The following is a 15,109-nucleotide window of genomic DNA, read 5'->3' as shown; positions in this document are numbered from 1 at the left end:
GAGGGAAGGTGGCACCCGAATGAGCACCACCCCGCAACTCAGCTCCATGGGACAGCAGCAGGACCAGCAGGGCCGACAGGGCCAGCAGGGCCCGAGCACGGCACCGCCGCAGTTCGGCCAGCAGCAGCCGTACGGGCAGCAGCAGCCGTACGGGCCGCAGATGCAGCAGCCCTTCGGCCAGCAGGGCATGGGGCAGCAGGGCATGGGCCAGCAGAACATCGGGCAGCAGGGCATCGGCCAGCAGCAGCCCTTCGGGCAGCACCAGCAGCAGATTCCGCAGCACCTTCAGCAGCAGCTCCAGCACCTCGGCCAGCAGCAGCCGTTCCAGCATCTGCTCCAGCAGCTCGCTCAGCCGCAGGACATCGGCGGCCAGCAGCAACAACAGCAACAGCAACAGCAGCAACAGGACGTCCAGCACGGCCAGGCCCTGGTGCTGCCGAGCGCCGTCTCGACCGCGGCGCTCTCCATCGGCGTGGCCCAGCACTTCCAGGACGTCGTGACACCGCTCCCGGGCCAGCCCCAGGTGCTCTACCTGTTCATCAGCAACGGATGGCGCCGACTCATCAACCCGAACCAGGTGACGCACGACGCGGTCCAGGAGGCCTTCGCCTACGGGCAGCCGGTCTACGGGATCTACGACACCGCGACCGGCGTCCTGCAGTCCGTCATCGTGACGAAGTAGCCCGGGTGGCGGCACCTGGATGACGTAGGAGCGCATGCTCCCGGCGCGGAGGGCGCCGGGCGGGTGAGAACCCGCCCGGCGCCCGGCCGCGTACCCGGCCGGTTACAGCGCCACGCCCAGCAGCGCGTCGACGGCCCGCGACACCACGCCGGGCGCGCCCTCGTCGGTACCGCCCCGCTCGTGCTGGAGCGCGGCCCAGCGGTCGACCGCGGCGAGCGCGGCCGGCGCGTCCAGGTCGTTCGCGAGGGCGTCGCGGATCTCCTCGACGAGCGCCTCGGCGGGCGGACCGTCGGGGCGGGAGACGGCCGCGCGCCAGGTGCCGAGGCGCGCGAGGGCCTCTTCGAGGACGGCGTCCGTCCACTCCCAGTCGGACCGGTAGTGGTGGGCGAGCAGCGCCAGGCGGATGGCCGCCGGGTCCACGCCGTCACGCCGCAGCTTCGACACGAAGACCAGGTTGCCCTTGGACTTCGACATCTTCTCGCCGTTGAGCGCGACCATGCCGGCGTGGACGTACGCCTTGGCCATGGGGAACTCGCCGGTCAGCGCCTGGGCGTGCGAGGCGCCCATCTCGTGGTGCGGGAAGGCGAGGTCGGAGCCACCGCCCTGTACGTCGAAGCCCATGCCGAGGTGGTCCAGGGCGATGGCCACGCACTCGATGTGCCAGCCGGGCCTGCCGCGGCCCAGTGAGGCGCCGTCCCAGCTCGGCTCGCCCTCCCGGGCGGCCATCCAGAGCATCGGGTCGAGGGGGTTCTTCTTGCCAGGACGGTCCGGGTCGCCGCCGCGTTCGGCGGAGAGCAGACGCATGGCGGCGGCGTCGAGGTTCGAGACCTTGCCGAAGTGCGGGTCGGCCTCGACGGAGAAGTAGACGTCCCCGTCCAGTTCGTACGCGGCGCCCGCGTCCCGCAGCCGCTCGACGAGCGGGACGATGCCGGGTATCGCCTCGACGGCGCCGATGTAGTGCTGCGGGGGCAGCATCCGCAGCGCCGTCATGTCCTCGCGGAAGAGGGCGGTCTCCTTCTCGGCGAGCCCGACCCAGTCGACGCCGTCGCGCTCCGCGCGCTCCAGGAGCGGATCGTCGACGTCGGTCACGTTCTGGACGTAGTGAACCTGCCGCTTGGTGTCGAGCCACACGCGCTGCACAAGGTCGAACGCGTTGTAGGTCGCCGCGTGACCCATGTGGGTCGCGTCGTACGGCGTGATGCCGCAGACGTAGATACGGGCGACGGGACCGGGGTGCAGGGGTATTACCCCGCCGGTCGCGGTGTCGTGGATCCGGAGGTCGCGGCCCTCACCAGGCAGGGCGGGGACCTCAGAAGCGGGCCAGGCATGCATGTCATGAGCCTAACCGGACGGATGTTCCGTATACGAACCGGACCAGGCCTGATGACCGAGAAGGCCCTCTTGCGCAATGCCGCCCGGCATGCGTTCGGCGCTCCGCGACACCGGCGGCCCCGAAATCGTGCTCACGACCACGACATCGGGCCCTAGACCGGCGGCCATGGAATCGCCGGCCACTCACCGCTCGGCTCCGGGTGCTTTCCCGAGGTGAGCATGGCGTCGACCCGCGCGCGCGTGGCGTCGAGTTCGGCCGGTGTGATCAGCTCCGCCAGACGGGTGGCGAGGGCGCCTCCCGCCGTCAGGCCGTCCTTCAAGGTGCCGAGGGCCTCGGCAGCGTCGGCCGTGAGCGGCTCCCCCGCCCACCCCCACAGCAGCGTCCGCAACTTGTTCTCGGTGTTGAAAGTCACCCCGTGGTCGATGCCGTACAGGCGGCCCTCGTCGGTGGGCAGCAGATGGCCGCCCTTGCGGTCGGCGTTGTTGATGACGGCGTCGAGGACGGCCAGCCGCCGCAGGCGTTCGTCGTCGGCGTGCACGAGAAGCGCCGTACGCCCCTCCCCGACGTCCGCGAACCCGATCGCCTTCCAGCCGGCCTCGGGCTCCTCGCCGTCCACCAGGGCCAGCAGCTCGACGTCCGGCTGTCCCTCGATCCACAGCTGGCACATGCCCTCGCCGTAGGGCCCGTCGCGCAGCACGGTGGTCGGCACGAGCCCCCAGCCGGTCGCCTCGGAGACCTCGTACGCGGCGACCTCGCGCTGGGCGAGCGTCCCGTCGGGGAAGTCCCACAGGGGCCGCTCGCCGGCGACGGGCTTGTAGATGCAGAACGCCTCCTGCCCGTCGTGCGAGACCGTGCAGTACAGCGCCGCGTTGGACGCCTCGCGGATGCGGCCACGTACTTTCAGCTCACCCTCGGCGAGCAGTTCGGCCGTGGTCACGCTCCGCGGCGGTATCCGTTCTGGCGCGGACATACGTGTCCTTCCGGGTCGAGCGGGAGGCTGCACAGCGGGCAGGGCGGCCGGCCGGCGTTGACGACGTCGAGGGCCCGTTTGGCGAAGGCCCTGGCCTGTAGGCCGGTGAGCCGGACGCGGAGCATCGGCGGACCGTTCTCCTCGTCCTGGAGAAGCCGCTCCTCCGCCTCGGCGAGGTCCTCGTCGGATTCGGCGTCGAGCTCCACGAGGGCCTGCGCCTCGACGATCATGCGCTGCTCGTCACCGTCCCAGGCCAGCGCCATGGTGCCGACCCGGAACTCCTCCTCCACGGGAGCCTCGAGGGGGGCGTTGTCGGAGATCTCGGTGGGGGCCATGGCGGGGACCGGGGCGCTGCCCCCGCTGCGCCGTACGACCTCGTCGAGAAGCTCGTCCATGCGCTCGGCGAGCGCGGCGACCTGGGTCTTCTCCAGGGCCACGCTGGTCACACGGGGTCCCGAGGAGGCCTGGAGGAAGAAGGTACGGCGCCCGGGCAGCCCGACCGTACCGGCCACGAAACGGTCCGGGGGGTCGTAGAGGAACACCTGACGCGACACGTCCTGTCTCCATTGGATTCGGCATGTGGGACGACCGACCGCGTCGGTCCCCATCGGCTGCTGACAACGTCTGCTCTGTTTCGACCGCTTCACCCTACTGCGGTCGACGATCACGGTGCGCCCGCACCGCCCCCGACCGGAGCGTCGCCACCGGAGGGTTCCTCGCGCGGGGCAAGGGACGCGAAATCGCCGGTGTCCCCGAGGCGAACGAGAAAAGGCCGCAGTCGGGTGTAACGGATCGCGGTGATGGAACACGGTTCTACGGAGATTCGTTGAAAGAGGTCCAGATGGAGTCCAAGGGCGTCCGCGACAAGCGACTTGATGATGTCGCCGTGCGAGCACATGAGGTAGACGGCATCGGAGCCGTGATCGCGCTCCACGCGCGCGTTCCACTCCCGCACCGCCTCGGCGGCGCGGGTCTGCATGGCGCGCATGGATTCGCCGCCGGGGAACGCGGCCGCCGACGGGTGCGACTGGACGACCTCCATCAGCGGCTCGTCCTTCAGCTCGGCGAGCTTGCGGCCCGACCAGTCGCCGTAGTGGCACTCCCCGATGCGTTCCTCGGTGTGCGCGCGCAGCCCGGGGCGGGCGTCGAGCAGCGGCTGAACCGTTTCCCGGCAGCGCTGGAGCGGGCTGGTGACGATCTCGGAGACCGGCACCTCGGCGAGGCGGCCCGGGAGGGCGGCGGCCTGGGCGGCGCCCCGCTCGTCGAGGGCGACGCCGGGCGTCCACCCGGCGAGCAGTCCCGCGGTGTTCGCGGTGGAACGTCCGTGCCGGACGAGGATCAACGTGGGCATGCGGCCCAGCCTAAAGGGGCCCCCGGCGGTCCTCACCGGGCCGGCTCCCGGCGACGTCCGGAGTGCGCACCTGTCCGCGCGACGGAAGAATACGCTCAGTGATCGTCGATTGCGCCATCTACCGTGACGGCCGCCGCACGGAGGGCCCGGAGGACCTCTCCGACGCCCTTGACGAGGCGCGTGCACAGGGTGACAGCTTCCTCTGGATCGGCCTCCACGAGCCGACGGAGAAGGAGTTCGACCTGGTCACCCATGAGTTCGGACTCCATCCGCTGGCCGTCGAGGACGCCCTGAAGGCGCACCAGCGGCCCAAGCTGGAGGTGTACGACGACTCGCTGTTCGTGGTCCTCAAGCCGGTGACGTACGAGCCGTACAGCGACACCGTCTCCTCGGGCGAGGTCATGGTCTTCGTCGGTGACTCCTTCGTGGTGACCGTGCGCCACGGGGAGGGTGCGCCGCTGTCGAGCATCCGGCACGAACTGGAGCGCCGGCCGGACATGCTCCGGCACGGTCCCACCGGGGTGCTGCACGCGATCGCGGACTCCGTCGTCGACCACTATCTGGACGTGGCCACGGAGCTGGGGACCGATCTGGAGGAGCTGGAGGCGGAGGTCTTCTCGCCCAGCGGCGGGGCGCGGAACACGGCGTCGCGGATCTACTCGTTCAAGCGCCAGATCCAGGAGTTCCGCCGGGCCACGGTTCCGCTCACGCCGCCGCTGACCCGGCTCGCCGGCCTGGGGCCCAACCTCGCGGCGGTGCCGTTCGTGAAGGAGGAGGCGCGGCCCTTCTTCCGCGACGTCAACGACCACCTGACGCGCGTCAACGAATCCGTGGAGGGCCTGGACCGGCTGGTCTCCGACATCCTCTCGGCGCATCTCGCGCAGATGAGCGTGCGTCAGAACGACGACATGCGGAAGATCTCCGCGTGGGCGGCCATGGCGGCGATCCCCACGATGATCGCGGGGATCTACGGCATGAACTTCGAGCACATGCCGGAGCTGCACTGGACGTGGTCGTATCCGGCGGTGATCGCGGCGATGGTGGTGCTCGAGGTTCTGCTGTACCGGCTGTTCAAGCAGCGGGGGTGGCTGTAGGCGCGGGCGGCGACGCGGGCGTACGCGGTGGTCCGGGGCGCGTGCGTCACAGGGCGGGGCACGACCCACGGGGCGTGCGCGGGTCGTGCGACAACGGCGTGCGACCACACGGCGAGGTGCCGCCCGCCGTGGAGCGGCTGATGTCACCGCGGCGTCGCGGACCCTGGGAGATCCGAAGGACCCGCCCCTACGCGTACTCGGCGGCGGTGGTCGCCGGTCCGCCCAGCGCGTCGCGGCGCTCCGGCATCCTCAGGGAGACCATGCGGCGCCAGCCGACGGCGCGCTCGTAGGCGTACACCGCGTGGATACCGGCCGCGAGCGCCGCCGCCCTGGCCTTCGGCCAGCCGAGGAGGCGGCCCATGTGGGCCATCACGGCGAGGCTGACGTCCCGGTAGACGCGGATCTCGGCGAGCGCGCACTGCCGCAGCGTCCGCTGGATGGCGCGGCCGTGTCCGGTGTACGCGAAGCGCAACAGCTCTTCGTGGCAGTACGCGAGGTGGTTGTCCTCGTCGTGGGAGATCATCCTGACCGCGCGGCCGATGTCGGGATGGTCGGCGAAGTGCCTGCGGAGCAGCTCCATCTGCTCGGCGGCGCGCTGCTCGGTGACCCTGCTGTGCGCGAGGTAGGTGACGATGTCCTGCACGGTGAGCGGCTCGTCGCCCTTGAGCTTCTCGTGGGCGAGACCGATGCCGTGCCGTTCCAGGAGCATCGTGTAGTCGGTGTCGGGCGGGATCGCTACGGGGTCCAGGCCGCGCTTCTTCATGAGGGCGTGGAAGATCCGCCCGTGTTTGTCCTCGTCGGCGCCGTGCCGGGTGATCTTGGGGGCGAGGTCACGCTGGCTGTGCGGGACGAGCGCGGCGATCCGCCCGTTCTCCCAGCCGCCCTGGGACTCGCCGCTGGCAGCGATGGAGCAGAAGAGCCGGAACGACTCGTCGTTGTCGAGGATCTCCTGGAACAGACTCCTGACCGAAAGCATCACTGCCACCTCCATGCAAAGTTTCCGCAGAAACCGAGTCAAATGGGATGTCAGAAGTACGGCAACAGATGTGTCGGACCGCTCCGCCGAACGACGGACGGCGTGGAACACCTCGACGCGTAACCCGGAAGGCGTCCGAGGCGTTGTGCCCGAAGACGGCCGTGGCGGGGAAGACCCCCGAGCCCCCACCACGGCCGCGGAAACTTCTCGGCGTGGTCCGCCGCGTTATGCGAGGCCCGCCCGCTCCAGGGCGTCGGTCCCCGCCCGCAGCGCGGCGATCCGCTCCTCCAGCGTGAAGCCCGCGGGCGCCAGGGTGAGCGTGGTGACCCCGGCGGCCGCGTAGGCCTTCATCCGGTCCGCGATGCGGTCCACGGAACCGAGCAGCGTGGTCTGGTCGATCAGCTCGTGCGGGATGGCGGCCGCGGCGCCCTCCTTGTCGCCGGACAGGTACTTGTCCTGGATCTCGGCGGCCTCCTTCTCGTACCCCATGCGCTGGGCGAGCTGGTTGTAGAAGTTCTGCTTGCGGCTGCCCATGCCGCCGACGTACAGCGCGGTGTAGGGGCGGAACGTGTCGGCGAGCGCGGTCACGTTCTTGTCGTCGCCGAGCGCGAGCGGGAGGGTCGGGCAGACGTCGAAGCCGTCCATGGTCTTGCCGGCCTTCTCCCGGCCTGCCCGCAGGTGCTTGATCGCGGTGTCCTCGAGGTGGTCGGCCGAGGGGAAGATGAGCAGCGCACCGTCGGCGATCTCGCCGGTCTGCTCCAGGTTCTTCGGGCCGATCGCGGCGATGTAGACCGGGATGTACTCACGCTCGGGGTGGACGGTCAGCTTGATCGGCTTGCCCGGGCCGTCGGGCAGGGGCAGGGTCCAGTGCTCGCCCTGGTACGACAGGCGCTCGCGGGTCATCGCCTTGCGGACGATCTCGACGTACTCACGGGTGCGGGCCAGCGGCTTGTCGAACTTGACGCCGTACCAGCCCTCGGAGACCTGCGGGCCGGAGACGCCGAGGCCGAGGCGGAAGCGGCCGCCGGAAAGCGAGTCGAGGGTGGCGGCGGTCATCGCGGTCATCGCGGGCTGGCGGGCCGGGATCTGGAAGATGGCCGAGCCGACGTCGATGCGTTCGGTCTGGGCGGCGACCCAGGTGAGTACGGTGGCGGCGTCCGAGCCGTAGGCCTCGGCGGCCCAGCAGACGCCGTATCCGAGCCGGTCGGCCTCTTGGGCGACGGCGAGATTGTCCGCGTCCATTCCGGCGCCCCAGTAGCCGAGGTTGATCCCGAGCTGCATGGCCGATTCCCCTTACCGATCAGTAACGTCCCTTGTTCCGGAGACACTAGCGCGCCGGCGGACGCAGGGGCAGGGACGGGGTTCGAGCTGGGGTGATCCCGGTTGTCCACAGGGCCACCACGTATCGAGTTCTGGCCAGTAATCTCGGCGTCCATGGAGCAGAGGCATCTCGGCCGTACCGGCCTGCGTGTGTCCCGGATCGGGCTCGGCACCCTGACGTGGGGGCGCGACACGGACGAGCATGACGCCGCGGAGCTGTTGAAGGTGTTCTGGGAGGCGGGCGGGACCCTCGTCGACACCGCGGACGTGTACGGCGACGGAGAAGCCGAGTACGTACTCGGACAGCTCATAGAAGGGCTCGTGCCGCGCCGGGACCTGGTCATCTCGACGAAGGCGGGGAGCGTAGCGGACCCGGACCGGCGGTTCGACGGTTCGCGCGGGCATCTGCTCTCCGCGCTGGACGCCTCGCTCGCCCGGCTCGGCACGGACTACGTCGATCTGTGGCAGGTCCACGCCTTCGACCCGCACACCCCGCTGGAGGAGACCCTCCAGGCGCTCGACCTCGCGGTCAGCACCGGACGGGCGCGGTATGCGGGCGTGTCCAACTTCTGCGGCTGGCAGCTCGCCAAGGCGGCCACCTGGCAGCTCTCGGCGCCGGGCCCGCGGACCCGGATCGCCAGTACACAGATGGAGTACTCCCTGCTCCAGCGCGGCGTGGAGCGGGAGGTGCTGCCGGCCGCCCTGGACCTGGGGGTCGGGCTGCTGCCGTCCTCTCCGCTCGGCCGGGGCGTCTTGACGGGCAAGTACCGGGGCGGGACGCCCGCCGGCTCCCGGGGCGCCTCGGAGCATCTGGCTCCGTTCGTCGCTCCCTATCTCGACGACACGGCGAGCGGCATCGTGGACGCGGTACAGACCGCGGCCGACGGTCTCGCGGTCACCCCGCTCCAGGTGGCGCTCGCGTGGGTCCGCGACCGGCCCGGCGTGGCCGCGCCGATCGTCGGCGCGCGCAACGCGCAGCAGCTCACGGCGGCGTTGTCAGTGGAGACCCTTAGTCTTCCTGACGAGATCTGCCGGGCGCTGGACGACGTGTCGGCCCCGGTGCACCACTATCCCGACCAGGACTGGAGCACGCTGTGACCACGGAGCCGGAGACCACGGACGAAGCCGAGCCGGGGCAGCCGGGCGCGGGTGCGGGCGAAGTCGAACCGGGACAGCCCGGCGCCGGTGCGGTGGACGGCGTCCCGGAGACCGAGGGCACGCCCGGCAGCGGGGCGGCGGGCGACGCCGAGAGCTCCGCGGAAGGCACAGCCGGGAGTGAGGCGGCGGGCGCTACCGAGAGCTCCGAAGGCACAGCCGGGAGTGAGGCGGCGGGCACTGCCGAGGGCTCGGGCGACGCGGCCAAGCCCACCGAGGCCGAGGCCGAGTTGGCGGCCCAGCGGGTCGAGCGGGAGCGGATCGAGCGGCGGAAGGCGGAGAAGCAGGCGCCGATCGAGGCCGGCACGAAGCTGAGCGGCACGGCCGCCGATCTGCTCGCGGCGGTGCGGGTCGTGGAGAGCGGTGCGAAGCCGGTGGCCAGCGCTTTCAGCGAGCCGCCGGCGCCGCGCAGGCCGGCCCCCGAGCCCGAGCGGCGCCCGGAGCCCGTGGCGGCCCCGGCCGGGCCGGCGGTCCCCGCGGCACAAGCCGTTGCCGGTGTGCGTGCCGTACTGACCGAGGGCGGCGCCCCCGAGGCGCTCGCGCCGCAGCTCGCCGCCCTCCTGGGCGACGGAGCCGACCTGCAACTGCGCGAGGACCCCTGGCAGTTGCTGCGGGTCTCCGGAGTGCGTCCCGAGCAGGCCGACGGCTTCGCCCGGGCGCTGCTCGGCGCGGAGTGCGGCCCGGACGACGAGCGGCGGGGCCGGGCGGTCACGGTGTGGCTGCTGGAGCAGGCGGCCCTCGCGGGGCATACGGCGCTGGAGGTGGCGGCCCTCACCACGGCGCTCGCGCAGCGGGCCGTGCCGGACCCGGACACAGCGGTGCAGAGCGCGCTCGCCGAGGGCGAGGTGCTGGTGTTCCAGGACGCCCTCGACGCGGCCGCGCCCGCCGCGGAGGCGGAGGCCGAGGAGGAGGGAGCGGAGCGTCCGGTCCGCGTCCTGATCGGCCTGGAGCGGTACGCCCTCGCGGAGGAGAGCCTCGCCGACGCGCTCGGCCGGGTGATGAACTCCGTGCCGAAGGAGGACGGCTCGGCCGCCGACTGGGAGCGGGCCGCCGCATCGGCGGGCGGCTCCGCCGCGGAGCTGATCCGCGCGGTCGCGGGCCACGGCCTGGTCCTCCACACCGGCGGCGACGCCTCCGGTGCGGAGGCCGCGGCGCTGCTGTCCGCCGCCCGCGGGCTGGGGCTGCGGACCTGGGCCGCCGCGCACAGCCGGATCGGCTGCGACCGCTTCACGGCTCGGCTCGCCCCGTCGGACCTGCCGGGCGGGCCGCAGCAGGGCCCGGGCACCGGTGTCTCCACCGTGGCGGGTCTGCTGTCCGGCGCGGAGGGTCCCGGCCGGGACGCGGACGGCGCCCTGGTCCTCGACCTCCTGGTCGTCCTGGACGCTCCCCAGCTCGACGTCGAGACCGCCGCCATGCTCGCCGAGTCGCTGCCCGACGGGGCCCGGCTGGTGCTGAGCGGCGACCCGGGGGTGTTGTGGTCGGCCGGTCCGGGACGGGTGTTCGCGGATCTGCTCGCCGCACGCGTCTGCCCGGGGATCGCCTCGCGCACCCCCGATCCCGGACCGATCGGCGAGCTGATCTCCGGCATCGGCGTCGGCGAGCTGAACCAGGTCGAGGCGCCCGGCAAGGAGGTCGTGATCGTGCCGGTGCGGGACGCCGGTGAAGCGGTGCACCGCACCGTGCAGCTGGTCGCGGACTCGGTGCCGCGGGCGCTCGGCGTCCCGGCCGAGCAGACGCAGGTGATCACTCCGGGGCACGGTGGCGCGGCCGGCACGCGCGCGTTGAACGCCGCGCTCAAGGAGCGGCTCAACCCGGGCCCCGGGCGCTTCGGCGGATTCGATCCCGGTGACCGGATCGCGTACTCCCCCGCCCCGGGCCGTACGCTGCCGGGCCGCGTCGTGAAGGCCGACGCCGACGGGCTGCACCTGGAGATCCCGGGCGCCCCCGTCGTCGTACCGAAGGAGCGGGTGGAGCAGTGCGTGCGGCACGGCTGGGCGCTGACCGCGCACCAGGCGGTGGGGAGCCGGTGGCCCGCCGCGGTCGTGGTCCTGCCCGGCGACGCGGCGCAGTCCCTGACCCGCCCCTGGGTGTACACGGCGTTCGGCCTGGCCGAGCGCCATCTGTCCGTCGTGCACGGAGTGGAGCAGGCACTGCCCCGGGCCGTGGCCGAGGTCACCGCCAAGCCGCGCACCACGCGCCTGCCCGCCCTGCTCAGGCCCCAGGTTCCGGCCGCCGACTGAGCCGGCCGCGCGGCCGGCGGGCGAACGGACCACGGCAGGCGAACGCGAGGGCGGGCGAACGAACGAGGGCGGGGGGCCAACGCGAGGGCGGCGGTCACCGGGATTCCGGTGACCGCCGCCCTCGGCAGATGCTCAGCGATCCGCGTCCAGCGGTTCCAGGTCGTCTTCGTCCAGCTCCCCGTCGAGCTCGGAGTCCGGGCCGAGGTCGTCCTCCGGAACCTCGCCGTCCGACTCCTCGCCGTCCGACTCCTCGTCGTAGACGGCGCTGGCATCGAAGCGGCACACGATGTGCTGCGGGTCGATCTGCTCGAAGGGGGCCTCCAGCCACTCCCCCGGCTCCGGCCGCTCCTCCTCGGCCGTCACCCAGAGTGTGGAGTCGCCCTCCTCCAGGCCGAACTCCTTGTGCCGGGAGGCGATCTCGTCCGGCTCGTACTCCTCGAACAGCACACCGAGCGCCCCGTGGACCGTGCCGGCCACCTCGTCGGCGGGCTCCTCCGCGGCCTCGACCCGCTGAGCCTGCGCCAGCAGTCGTTGCGGCTCCACCACCGCGTAGTCCCGGCGGATCAGCACACTCACCGCGCTGGGCTCCTCGGGTCCCGTGTACGGGGGCAGCGAATCGTCCGTGCCGGGGATCTCGAACGGCGTGACCTCGTCATAGCGGTCGTAGAGCAGTTCGTCGTACTCCTCGGCCGCCGCGGCCAGCTCGTTGAACGCCTCATAGACGGCCGGGTCGTCCTCGCCCGACCTGCGCTCGACCGCGGCCAGGTGGCGGTCGAGCGCGGTCTTGACCGCCTCCGCGGCGGCACGTACCTCGGCAGCGGTGGACTGCGCAGCATCAGACATAGTGCAGACGCTATCCGTACACGGCCTCTGCCCGCACAATAGATGCGATGCCGGAATACGAATTTGTCGACGTGTACGTGCCTCGCGGGGTGTCCCGCAAGGAAGCCACACGCCTGCTGACCGACCATGCCGAGTACGGCCACTGGGAGTTGGACCGCCTCAGCCTGCACCGCGACGGCAGCCGCAGGGTGCGGTTGCGCCGACGGATCATCCGCCAGGTGCGCGCCACATGGTGAGAAAAGGCGGCCGAAACGGAGCGGGCCCCGCACTCACGGGGCCCGCTCCGTTCTCCACATCACCGGGGAAGTCCACGGCCCCATACGGTGGCCTTTGCTGTTTTTTTACGCTGCCGATCGCGCCCTGCGGTAGAGCAGCGCGCCGCCGAGCAGTGCGCCCGCGCCCGCCGGTACCAGCAGGCCGAGCGGCATGTCGCTGCCGGTGTGGGCAAGCTGCGCGGTGCCCTCGGGCTGGGTGACGGACTGTCCACCGGGGTGGTTGGGGTGCGCCGAGCTGTCGCCGCCCGGCTGCCCGGGGTGTCCGGGTGTGCCCGGAGGCGTCGTCCCACCGCCACCGCCCGGAGGCGTGGTCCCGCCACCGCCACCGCCCGGAGGCGTCGTGCCACCGCCGCCGCCGCCCGGAGGTGTCGTCCCGCCACCGCCGCCGGGCGGGGTCGTCGCGTGGCCGCCGCCCGGGGTGTCGGCGCAGGCGTCGCCGCCTGCCGCGTTGCCGAGCCCGCCCACGGTGACGTTGTTCCCGCAGACGTTCACCGGCACGTCCACCGGGACCTGGACGTGGTTGCCGGAGCCCACGCCCGGCGAGTCGCCGGTGTGCCCGCCGGCCTGCGACCCACCACCGCCGCCACCGCCGCCGGACGGGCCGTCGCCGTAGCCGCCGCCCTGGTGACCGCCGCCACCGTGATGACCGCCACCACCGGACGGACTGTCGCCGTAGCCGCCACCGTGGTGACCGCCGCCTCCGTGGTGACCGCCGCCATCGTGGTGACCGCCGCCGCCCCCATTGGCGCATTGGTTGCCCACCGCCGGATTGAACAGCCCGACCACGTTCACGGTGTTACCGCAGACGTTCACCGGCACGTGCACCGGCACCTGGACCGAGTTGCCCGACAGCACGCCGGGCGAATGTGACGCGGAGCCGTACGCACCCGAGTCGGCGTGTGCGTAGCCGCCGGTGGCGGCGAGCACGCCGGTCGCCGCCGCCACGGTCATCAGGCCCTTGCGGGTGACCTGTCGCATTGCTGAATCCCTGCCTTCGACCTTGTCTCGAACCGAAAAGACCGGTCGGCCCCGGAGCGCATGGCGCGCGCTCCGGGGCCGACGGGCTCACAACGTCACTTGTTGATGCAGGTGTTGCCGAAGGCGGGGTTCAGCAGCCCGATCACGGAGACCGTGTTGCCGCAGACGTTCACCGGGACGTGAACCGGCACCTGGATGACGTTGCCGGAAACGACACCCGGGGAGTGCACCGCGGCACCCTGGGCACCCGAGTCGGCGACGGCCAGGCCCGCACCCGCGAGAACCAGGCCACCAGTGGCAGCCGCAGCGGCGACGACCTTCTTGATCATTATTCCTCCTTGTTGGCAATGCGATCCCAAGTAGCTGATCGCACTACCTGTAACGAGGAGGGAGTAATGGAGCTACGAGCTTATGGTCGCATTCACTCTTCTCAGTCAACTCCGCACGGGCGGCCGATTATTGAGTAATCGTTTCAGAGGGCGCCTCGCTCAATGGTCAGGACGCGTCGATGAACCGGTCGAGTACGCGAACGCCGAACTTGAGCCCGTCGACCGGCACACGCTCGTCGATCCCGTGGAACATGCCCGCGAAATCCAGCTCCGGCGGCAGTTTCAGGGGGGCGAAGCCGAAGCAGCGGATGCCGAGGTCGTCGAAAGACTTGGCGTCGGTGCCGCCGGAGAGCATGTAGGGCACGGCCTTGGCGATCGGGTCCTCGGCGCTCAGGGCGCTCTGCATCGCGTCGACGAGCCTGCCGTCGAAGTCGGTCTCCAGCGCCTTGTCCCCGTGCACGTCCTCGCGCTTCACGCGGGGGCCGAGAATCCGGTCGAGGTCGGCGAGGAACTCCTCCTCGTGACCGGGCAGGAACCGCCCGTCGACGTGCGCGGTGGCCTGGCCGGGGATGACGTTGACCTTGTAGCCGGCGCCCAGCATGGTGGGCGCCGCGGAGTTGCGCAGCGTGGCGCCCACCATCTTGGCGATGCCGCCGAGCTTGGCGAGGGTCTCGTCCATGTTCTCCGGGTCGAGCTCGGTGCCGAGCGCGTCGGAGAGCTCGTCGAGGAAGGACCGCACGGTCTTGGTGACCCGCACCGGCCAGGTGTGCCGGCCGAGCCGCCCGACGGCCTCGCACAGCTCGGTGATCGCGTTGTCGTCGTTGGTCATCGAGCCGTGGCCTGCCGTGCCGTCGACGGTGAGGCGCATCCAGTGCATGCCCTTCTGGGCCGTCTCGACGAGGTAGAGCCGCAGCTTCTCGTTGACGGTGAAGGAGAACCCGCCGACCTCACCGATCGCCTCGGTCACGCCCTCGAAGAGGTCGGGGTGCTTCTGGACGAGGTACTTGGCGCCGTACGTCCCGCCCGCCTCCTCGTCGGCGAGGAAGGCGAGCACGATGTCGCGCGGGGGCCTGCGCCCGGTGCGCAGCCGGTCGCGTACGACCGCCAGGGTCATCGCGTCCATGTCCTTCATGTCGACGGCACCGCGGCCCCAGACACAGCCGTCCGCGATCTCGCCGGAGAAGGGGTGGTGGGTCCAGTCCGCCGCATTGGCCGGTACGACGTCGGTGTGGCCGTGGATGAGCAGCGCGGGCCGGGACGGGTCCTCGCCCTCGATGCGGGCGACCGTGGAGGCGCGTCCCTGGTGGGACTCGAAGATCTGCGGTTCGAGCCCGACCTCGGCGAGCTTCTCGGCGACGTACTCGGCGGCCTTCCGCTCGCCCGGCCCCGAGTGGTCCCCGTAGTTGCTGGTGTCGATCCGGATCAGCTCGCGACAGAGGTCCACGACCTCGTCCTCGCCAGAGATGCCCCTGGCCGTGTTCGACTCGCTCACGCTGCTTCCTCCCACTGTCGCTGCTGGTGGTCCCCCTCATCCTCCCTCCGCCGGCCCGCGCCGCCCAAGGC

Annotated in this window: 15 protein-coding genes; 5 read left to right on the top strand and 10 right to left on the bottom strand. The window is 71.7% G+C overall.

All coding sequences use genetic code 11. The features are described 5' to 3' along the window. The first annotated feature begins 19 nt into the window (after window positions 1-19). Window positions 20-682 carry a hypothetical protein gene (locus GTY58_RS34510; protein ID WP_107083122.1) on the top strand — a complete coding sequence of 221 codons (663 nt, stop codon included), beginning with the start codon at window positions 20-22 and terminating at the stop codon, window positions 680-682. A gap of 102 nt (window positions 683-784) precedes the next feature. Here the strand turns inward: GTY58_RS34510 and mshC are convergent, their stop codons facing one another. The 4 genes from mshC to GTY58_RS34490 all read right to left on the bottom strand — a co-directional run bounded on the left by mshC (window position 785) and on the right by GTY58_RS34490 (window position 4,336). After that, window positions 785-2,014: a cysteine--1-D-myo-inosityl 2-amino-2-deoxy-alpha-D-glucopyranoside ligase gene (mshC, locus tag GTY58_RS34505; protein WP_010988047.1), complete on the bottom strand. Its 1,230-nt coding sequence runs from the start codon at window positions 2,012-2,014 to the stop codon at window positions 785-787. 152 nt (window positions 2,015-2,166) lie between these two features. Next, complete coding sequence (locus tag GTY58_RS34500; RefSeq protein ID WP_171033150.1) at window positions 2,167-2,985, bottom strand: SCO1664 family protein; 819 nt, start codon at window positions 2,983-2,985, stop codon at window positions 2,167-2,169. Continuing rightward, the gene (locus tag GTY58_RS34495; RefSeq protein ID WP_010988045.1) at window positions 2,949-3,539 is read right to left on the bottom strand and encodes a DUF3090 domain-containing protein; all 591 of its coding nucleotides are present in this window, start codon (window positions 3,537-3,539) and stop codon (window positions 2,949-2,951) included. Before GTY58_RS34495 ends, GTY58_RS34500 begins: the two co-directional genes overlap by 37 nt. A gap of 110 nt (window positions 3,540-3,649) precedes the next feature. After that, window positions 3,650-4,336, bottom strand: coding sequence for a histidine phosphatase family protein (locus GTY58_RS34490; RefSeq protein ID WP_037646439.1), 687 nt, complete (start codon window positions 4,334-4,336; stop codon window positions 3,650-3,652). Window positions 4,337-4,434: 98 nt separating this feature from the next. Here GTY58_RS34490 and corA point away from each other — a divergent pair, with 98 nt between their 5' ends. Beyond that, window positions 4,435-5,430 (top strand): magnesium/cobalt transporter CorA, encoded by a 996-nt coding sequence (gene corA / locus GTY58_RS34485; RefSeq protein WP_037646435.1) that lies wholly within the window; start codon window positions 4,435-4,437, stop codon window positions 5,428-5,430. A gap of 187 nt (window positions 5,431-5,617) precedes the next feature. On the opposite strand, the gene GTY58_RS34480 is transcribed toward corA, so the two are convergent. Together GTY58_RS34480 and GTY58_RS34475 are read right to left on the bottom strand one after the other, a co-directional pair. Beyond that, entirely contained in the window at window positions 5,618-6,406 is a 789-nt protein-coding gene (locus tag GTY58_RS34480) for a ferritin-like domain-containing protein (protein ID WP_010988042.1), read from the bottom strand. A 225-nt stretch (window positions 6,407-6,631) separates the two neighbouring features. After that, window positions 6,632-7,687, bottom strand: coding sequence for an LLM class F420-dependent oxidoreductase (locus tag GTY58_RS34475; RefSeq protein WP_010988041.1), 1,056 nt, complete (start codon window positions 7,685-7,687; stop codon window positions 6,632-6,634). Between the two features lie 153 nt (window positions 7,688-7,840). Between GTY58_RS34475 and GTY58_RS34470 the strand changes: the two genes are divergently transcribed. Both GTY58_RS34470 and GTY58_RS34465 read left to right on the top strand, forming a co-directional pair. Then, window positions 7,841-8,824: an aldo/keto reductase gene (locus GTY58_RS34470; RefSeq protein WP_010988040.1), complete on the top strand. Its 984-nt coding sequence runs from the start codon at window positions 7,841-7,843 to the stop codon at window positions 8,822-8,824. Next, window positions 8,821-11,121 (top strand): helix-hairpin-helix domain-containing protein, encoded by a 2,301-nt coding sequence (locus GTY58_RS34465; RefSeq protein ID WP_042493873.1) that lies wholly within the window; start codon window positions 8,821-8,823, stop codon window positions 11,119-11,121. The genes GTY58_RS34470 and GTY58_RS34465 overlap by 4 nt, the downstream gene beginning before the upstream one ends. 132 nt (window positions 11,122-11,253) lie before the next feature. On the opposite strand, the gene GTY58_RS34460 is transcribed toward GTY58_RS34465, so the two are convergent. After that, entirely contained in the window at window positions 11,254-11,964 is a 711-nt protein-coding gene (locus GTY58_RS34460; RefSeq protein WP_010988038.1) for a hypothetical protein, read from the bottom strand. 47 nt (window positions 11,965-12,011) lie between these two features. Between GTY58_RS34460 and GTY58_RS34455 the strand changes: the two genes are divergently transcribed. Further along, a complete protein-coding gene (locus tag GTY58_RS34455; protein WP_005319466.1) occupies window positions 12,012-12,200 on the top strand; it encodes a DUF5703 family protein in 189 nt (62 codons plus the stop codon). A 105-nt stretch (window positions 12,201-12,305) separates the two neighbouring features. Here the strand turns inward: GTY58_RS34455 and GTY58_RS41420 are convergent, their stop codons facing one another. From GTY58_RS41420 to GTY58_RS34440, 3 genes are all read right to left on the bottom strand, one after another. Then, entirely contained in the window at window positions 12,306-13,217 is a 912-nt protein-coding gene (locus GTY58_RS41420) for a chaplin (RefSeq protein ID WP_010988037.1), read from the bottom strand. Window positions 13,218-13,312: 95 nt separating this feature from the next. After that, window positions 13,313-13,546: a chaplin ChpH gene (gene chpH / locus GTY58_RS34445; protein ID WP_010988036.1), complete on the bottom strand. Its 234-nt coding sequence runs from the start codon at window positions 13,544-13,546 to the stop codon at window positions 13,313-13,315. 166 nt (window positions 13,547-13,712) lie between these two features. Beyond that, window positions 13,713-15,038 carry a M20/M25/M40 family metallo-hydrolase gene (locus GTY58_RS34440; RefSeq protein WP_010988035.1) on the bottom strand — a complete coding sequence of 442 codons (1,326 nt, stop codon included), beginning with the start codon at window positions 15,036-15,038 and terminating at the stop codon, window positions 13,713-13,715. Window positions 15,039-15,109 lie beyond the last annotated feature (71 nt).

This window comes from Streptomyces sp. SID5469 (genome assembly GCF_009862865.1).
Classification (GTDB): domain Bacteria; phylum Actinomycetota; class Actinomycetes; order Streptomycetales; family Streptomycetaceae; genus Streptomyces; species Streptomyces avermitilis.
Note: the sequence above shows the minus strand (reverse complement) of the source record. Positions and strands in the feature narration are given on the sequence as shown.

Coding starts and splice junctions, on each gene's coding strand:
- GTY58_RS34510 (WP_107083122.1), top strand. CDS start 20: ATGAGCACCACCCCGCAACTCAGCTCCATGGGACAGCAGCAGGACCAG.
- mshC (WP_010988047.1), bottom strand. CDS start 2,014: ATGCATGCCTGGCCCGCTTCTGAGGTCCCCGCCCTGCCTGGTGAGGGC.
- GTY58_RS34500 (WP_171033150.1), bottom strand. CDS start 2,985: ATGTCCGCGCCAGAACGGATACCGCCGCGGAGCGTGACCACGGCCGAA.
- GTY58_RS34490 (WP_037646439.1), bottom strand. CDS start 4,336: ATGCCCACGTTGATCCTCGTCCGGCACGGACGTTCCACCGCGAACACC.
- GTY58_RS34480 (WP_010988042.1), bottom strand. CDS start 6,406: ATGCTTTCGGTCAGGAGTCTGTTCCAGGAGATCCTCGACAACGACGAG.
- GTY58_RS34475 (WP_010988041.1), bottom strand. CDS start 7,687: ATGCAGCTCGGGATCAACCTCGGCTACTGGGGCGCCGGAATGGACGCG.
- GTY58_RS34470 (WP_010988040.1), top strand. CDS start 7,841: ATGGAGCAGAGGCATCTCGGCCGTACCGGCCTGCGTGTGTCCCGGATC.
- GTY58_RS34460 (WP_010988038.1), bottom strand. CDS start 11,964: ATGTCTGATGCTGCGCAGTCCACCGCTGCCGAGGTACGTGCCGCCGCG.
- GTY58_RS34455 (WP_005319466.1), top strand. CDS start 12,012: ATGCCGGAATACGAATTTGTCGACGTGTACGTGCCTCGCGGGGTGTCC.
- GTY58_RS41420 (WP_010988037.1), bottom strand. CDS start 13,217: ATGCGACAGGTCACCCGCAAGGGCCTGATGACCGTGGCGGCGGCGACC.
- chpH (WP_010988036.1), bottom strand. CDS start 13,546: ATGATCAAGAAGGTCGTCGCCGCTGCGGCTGCCACTGGTGGCCTGGTT.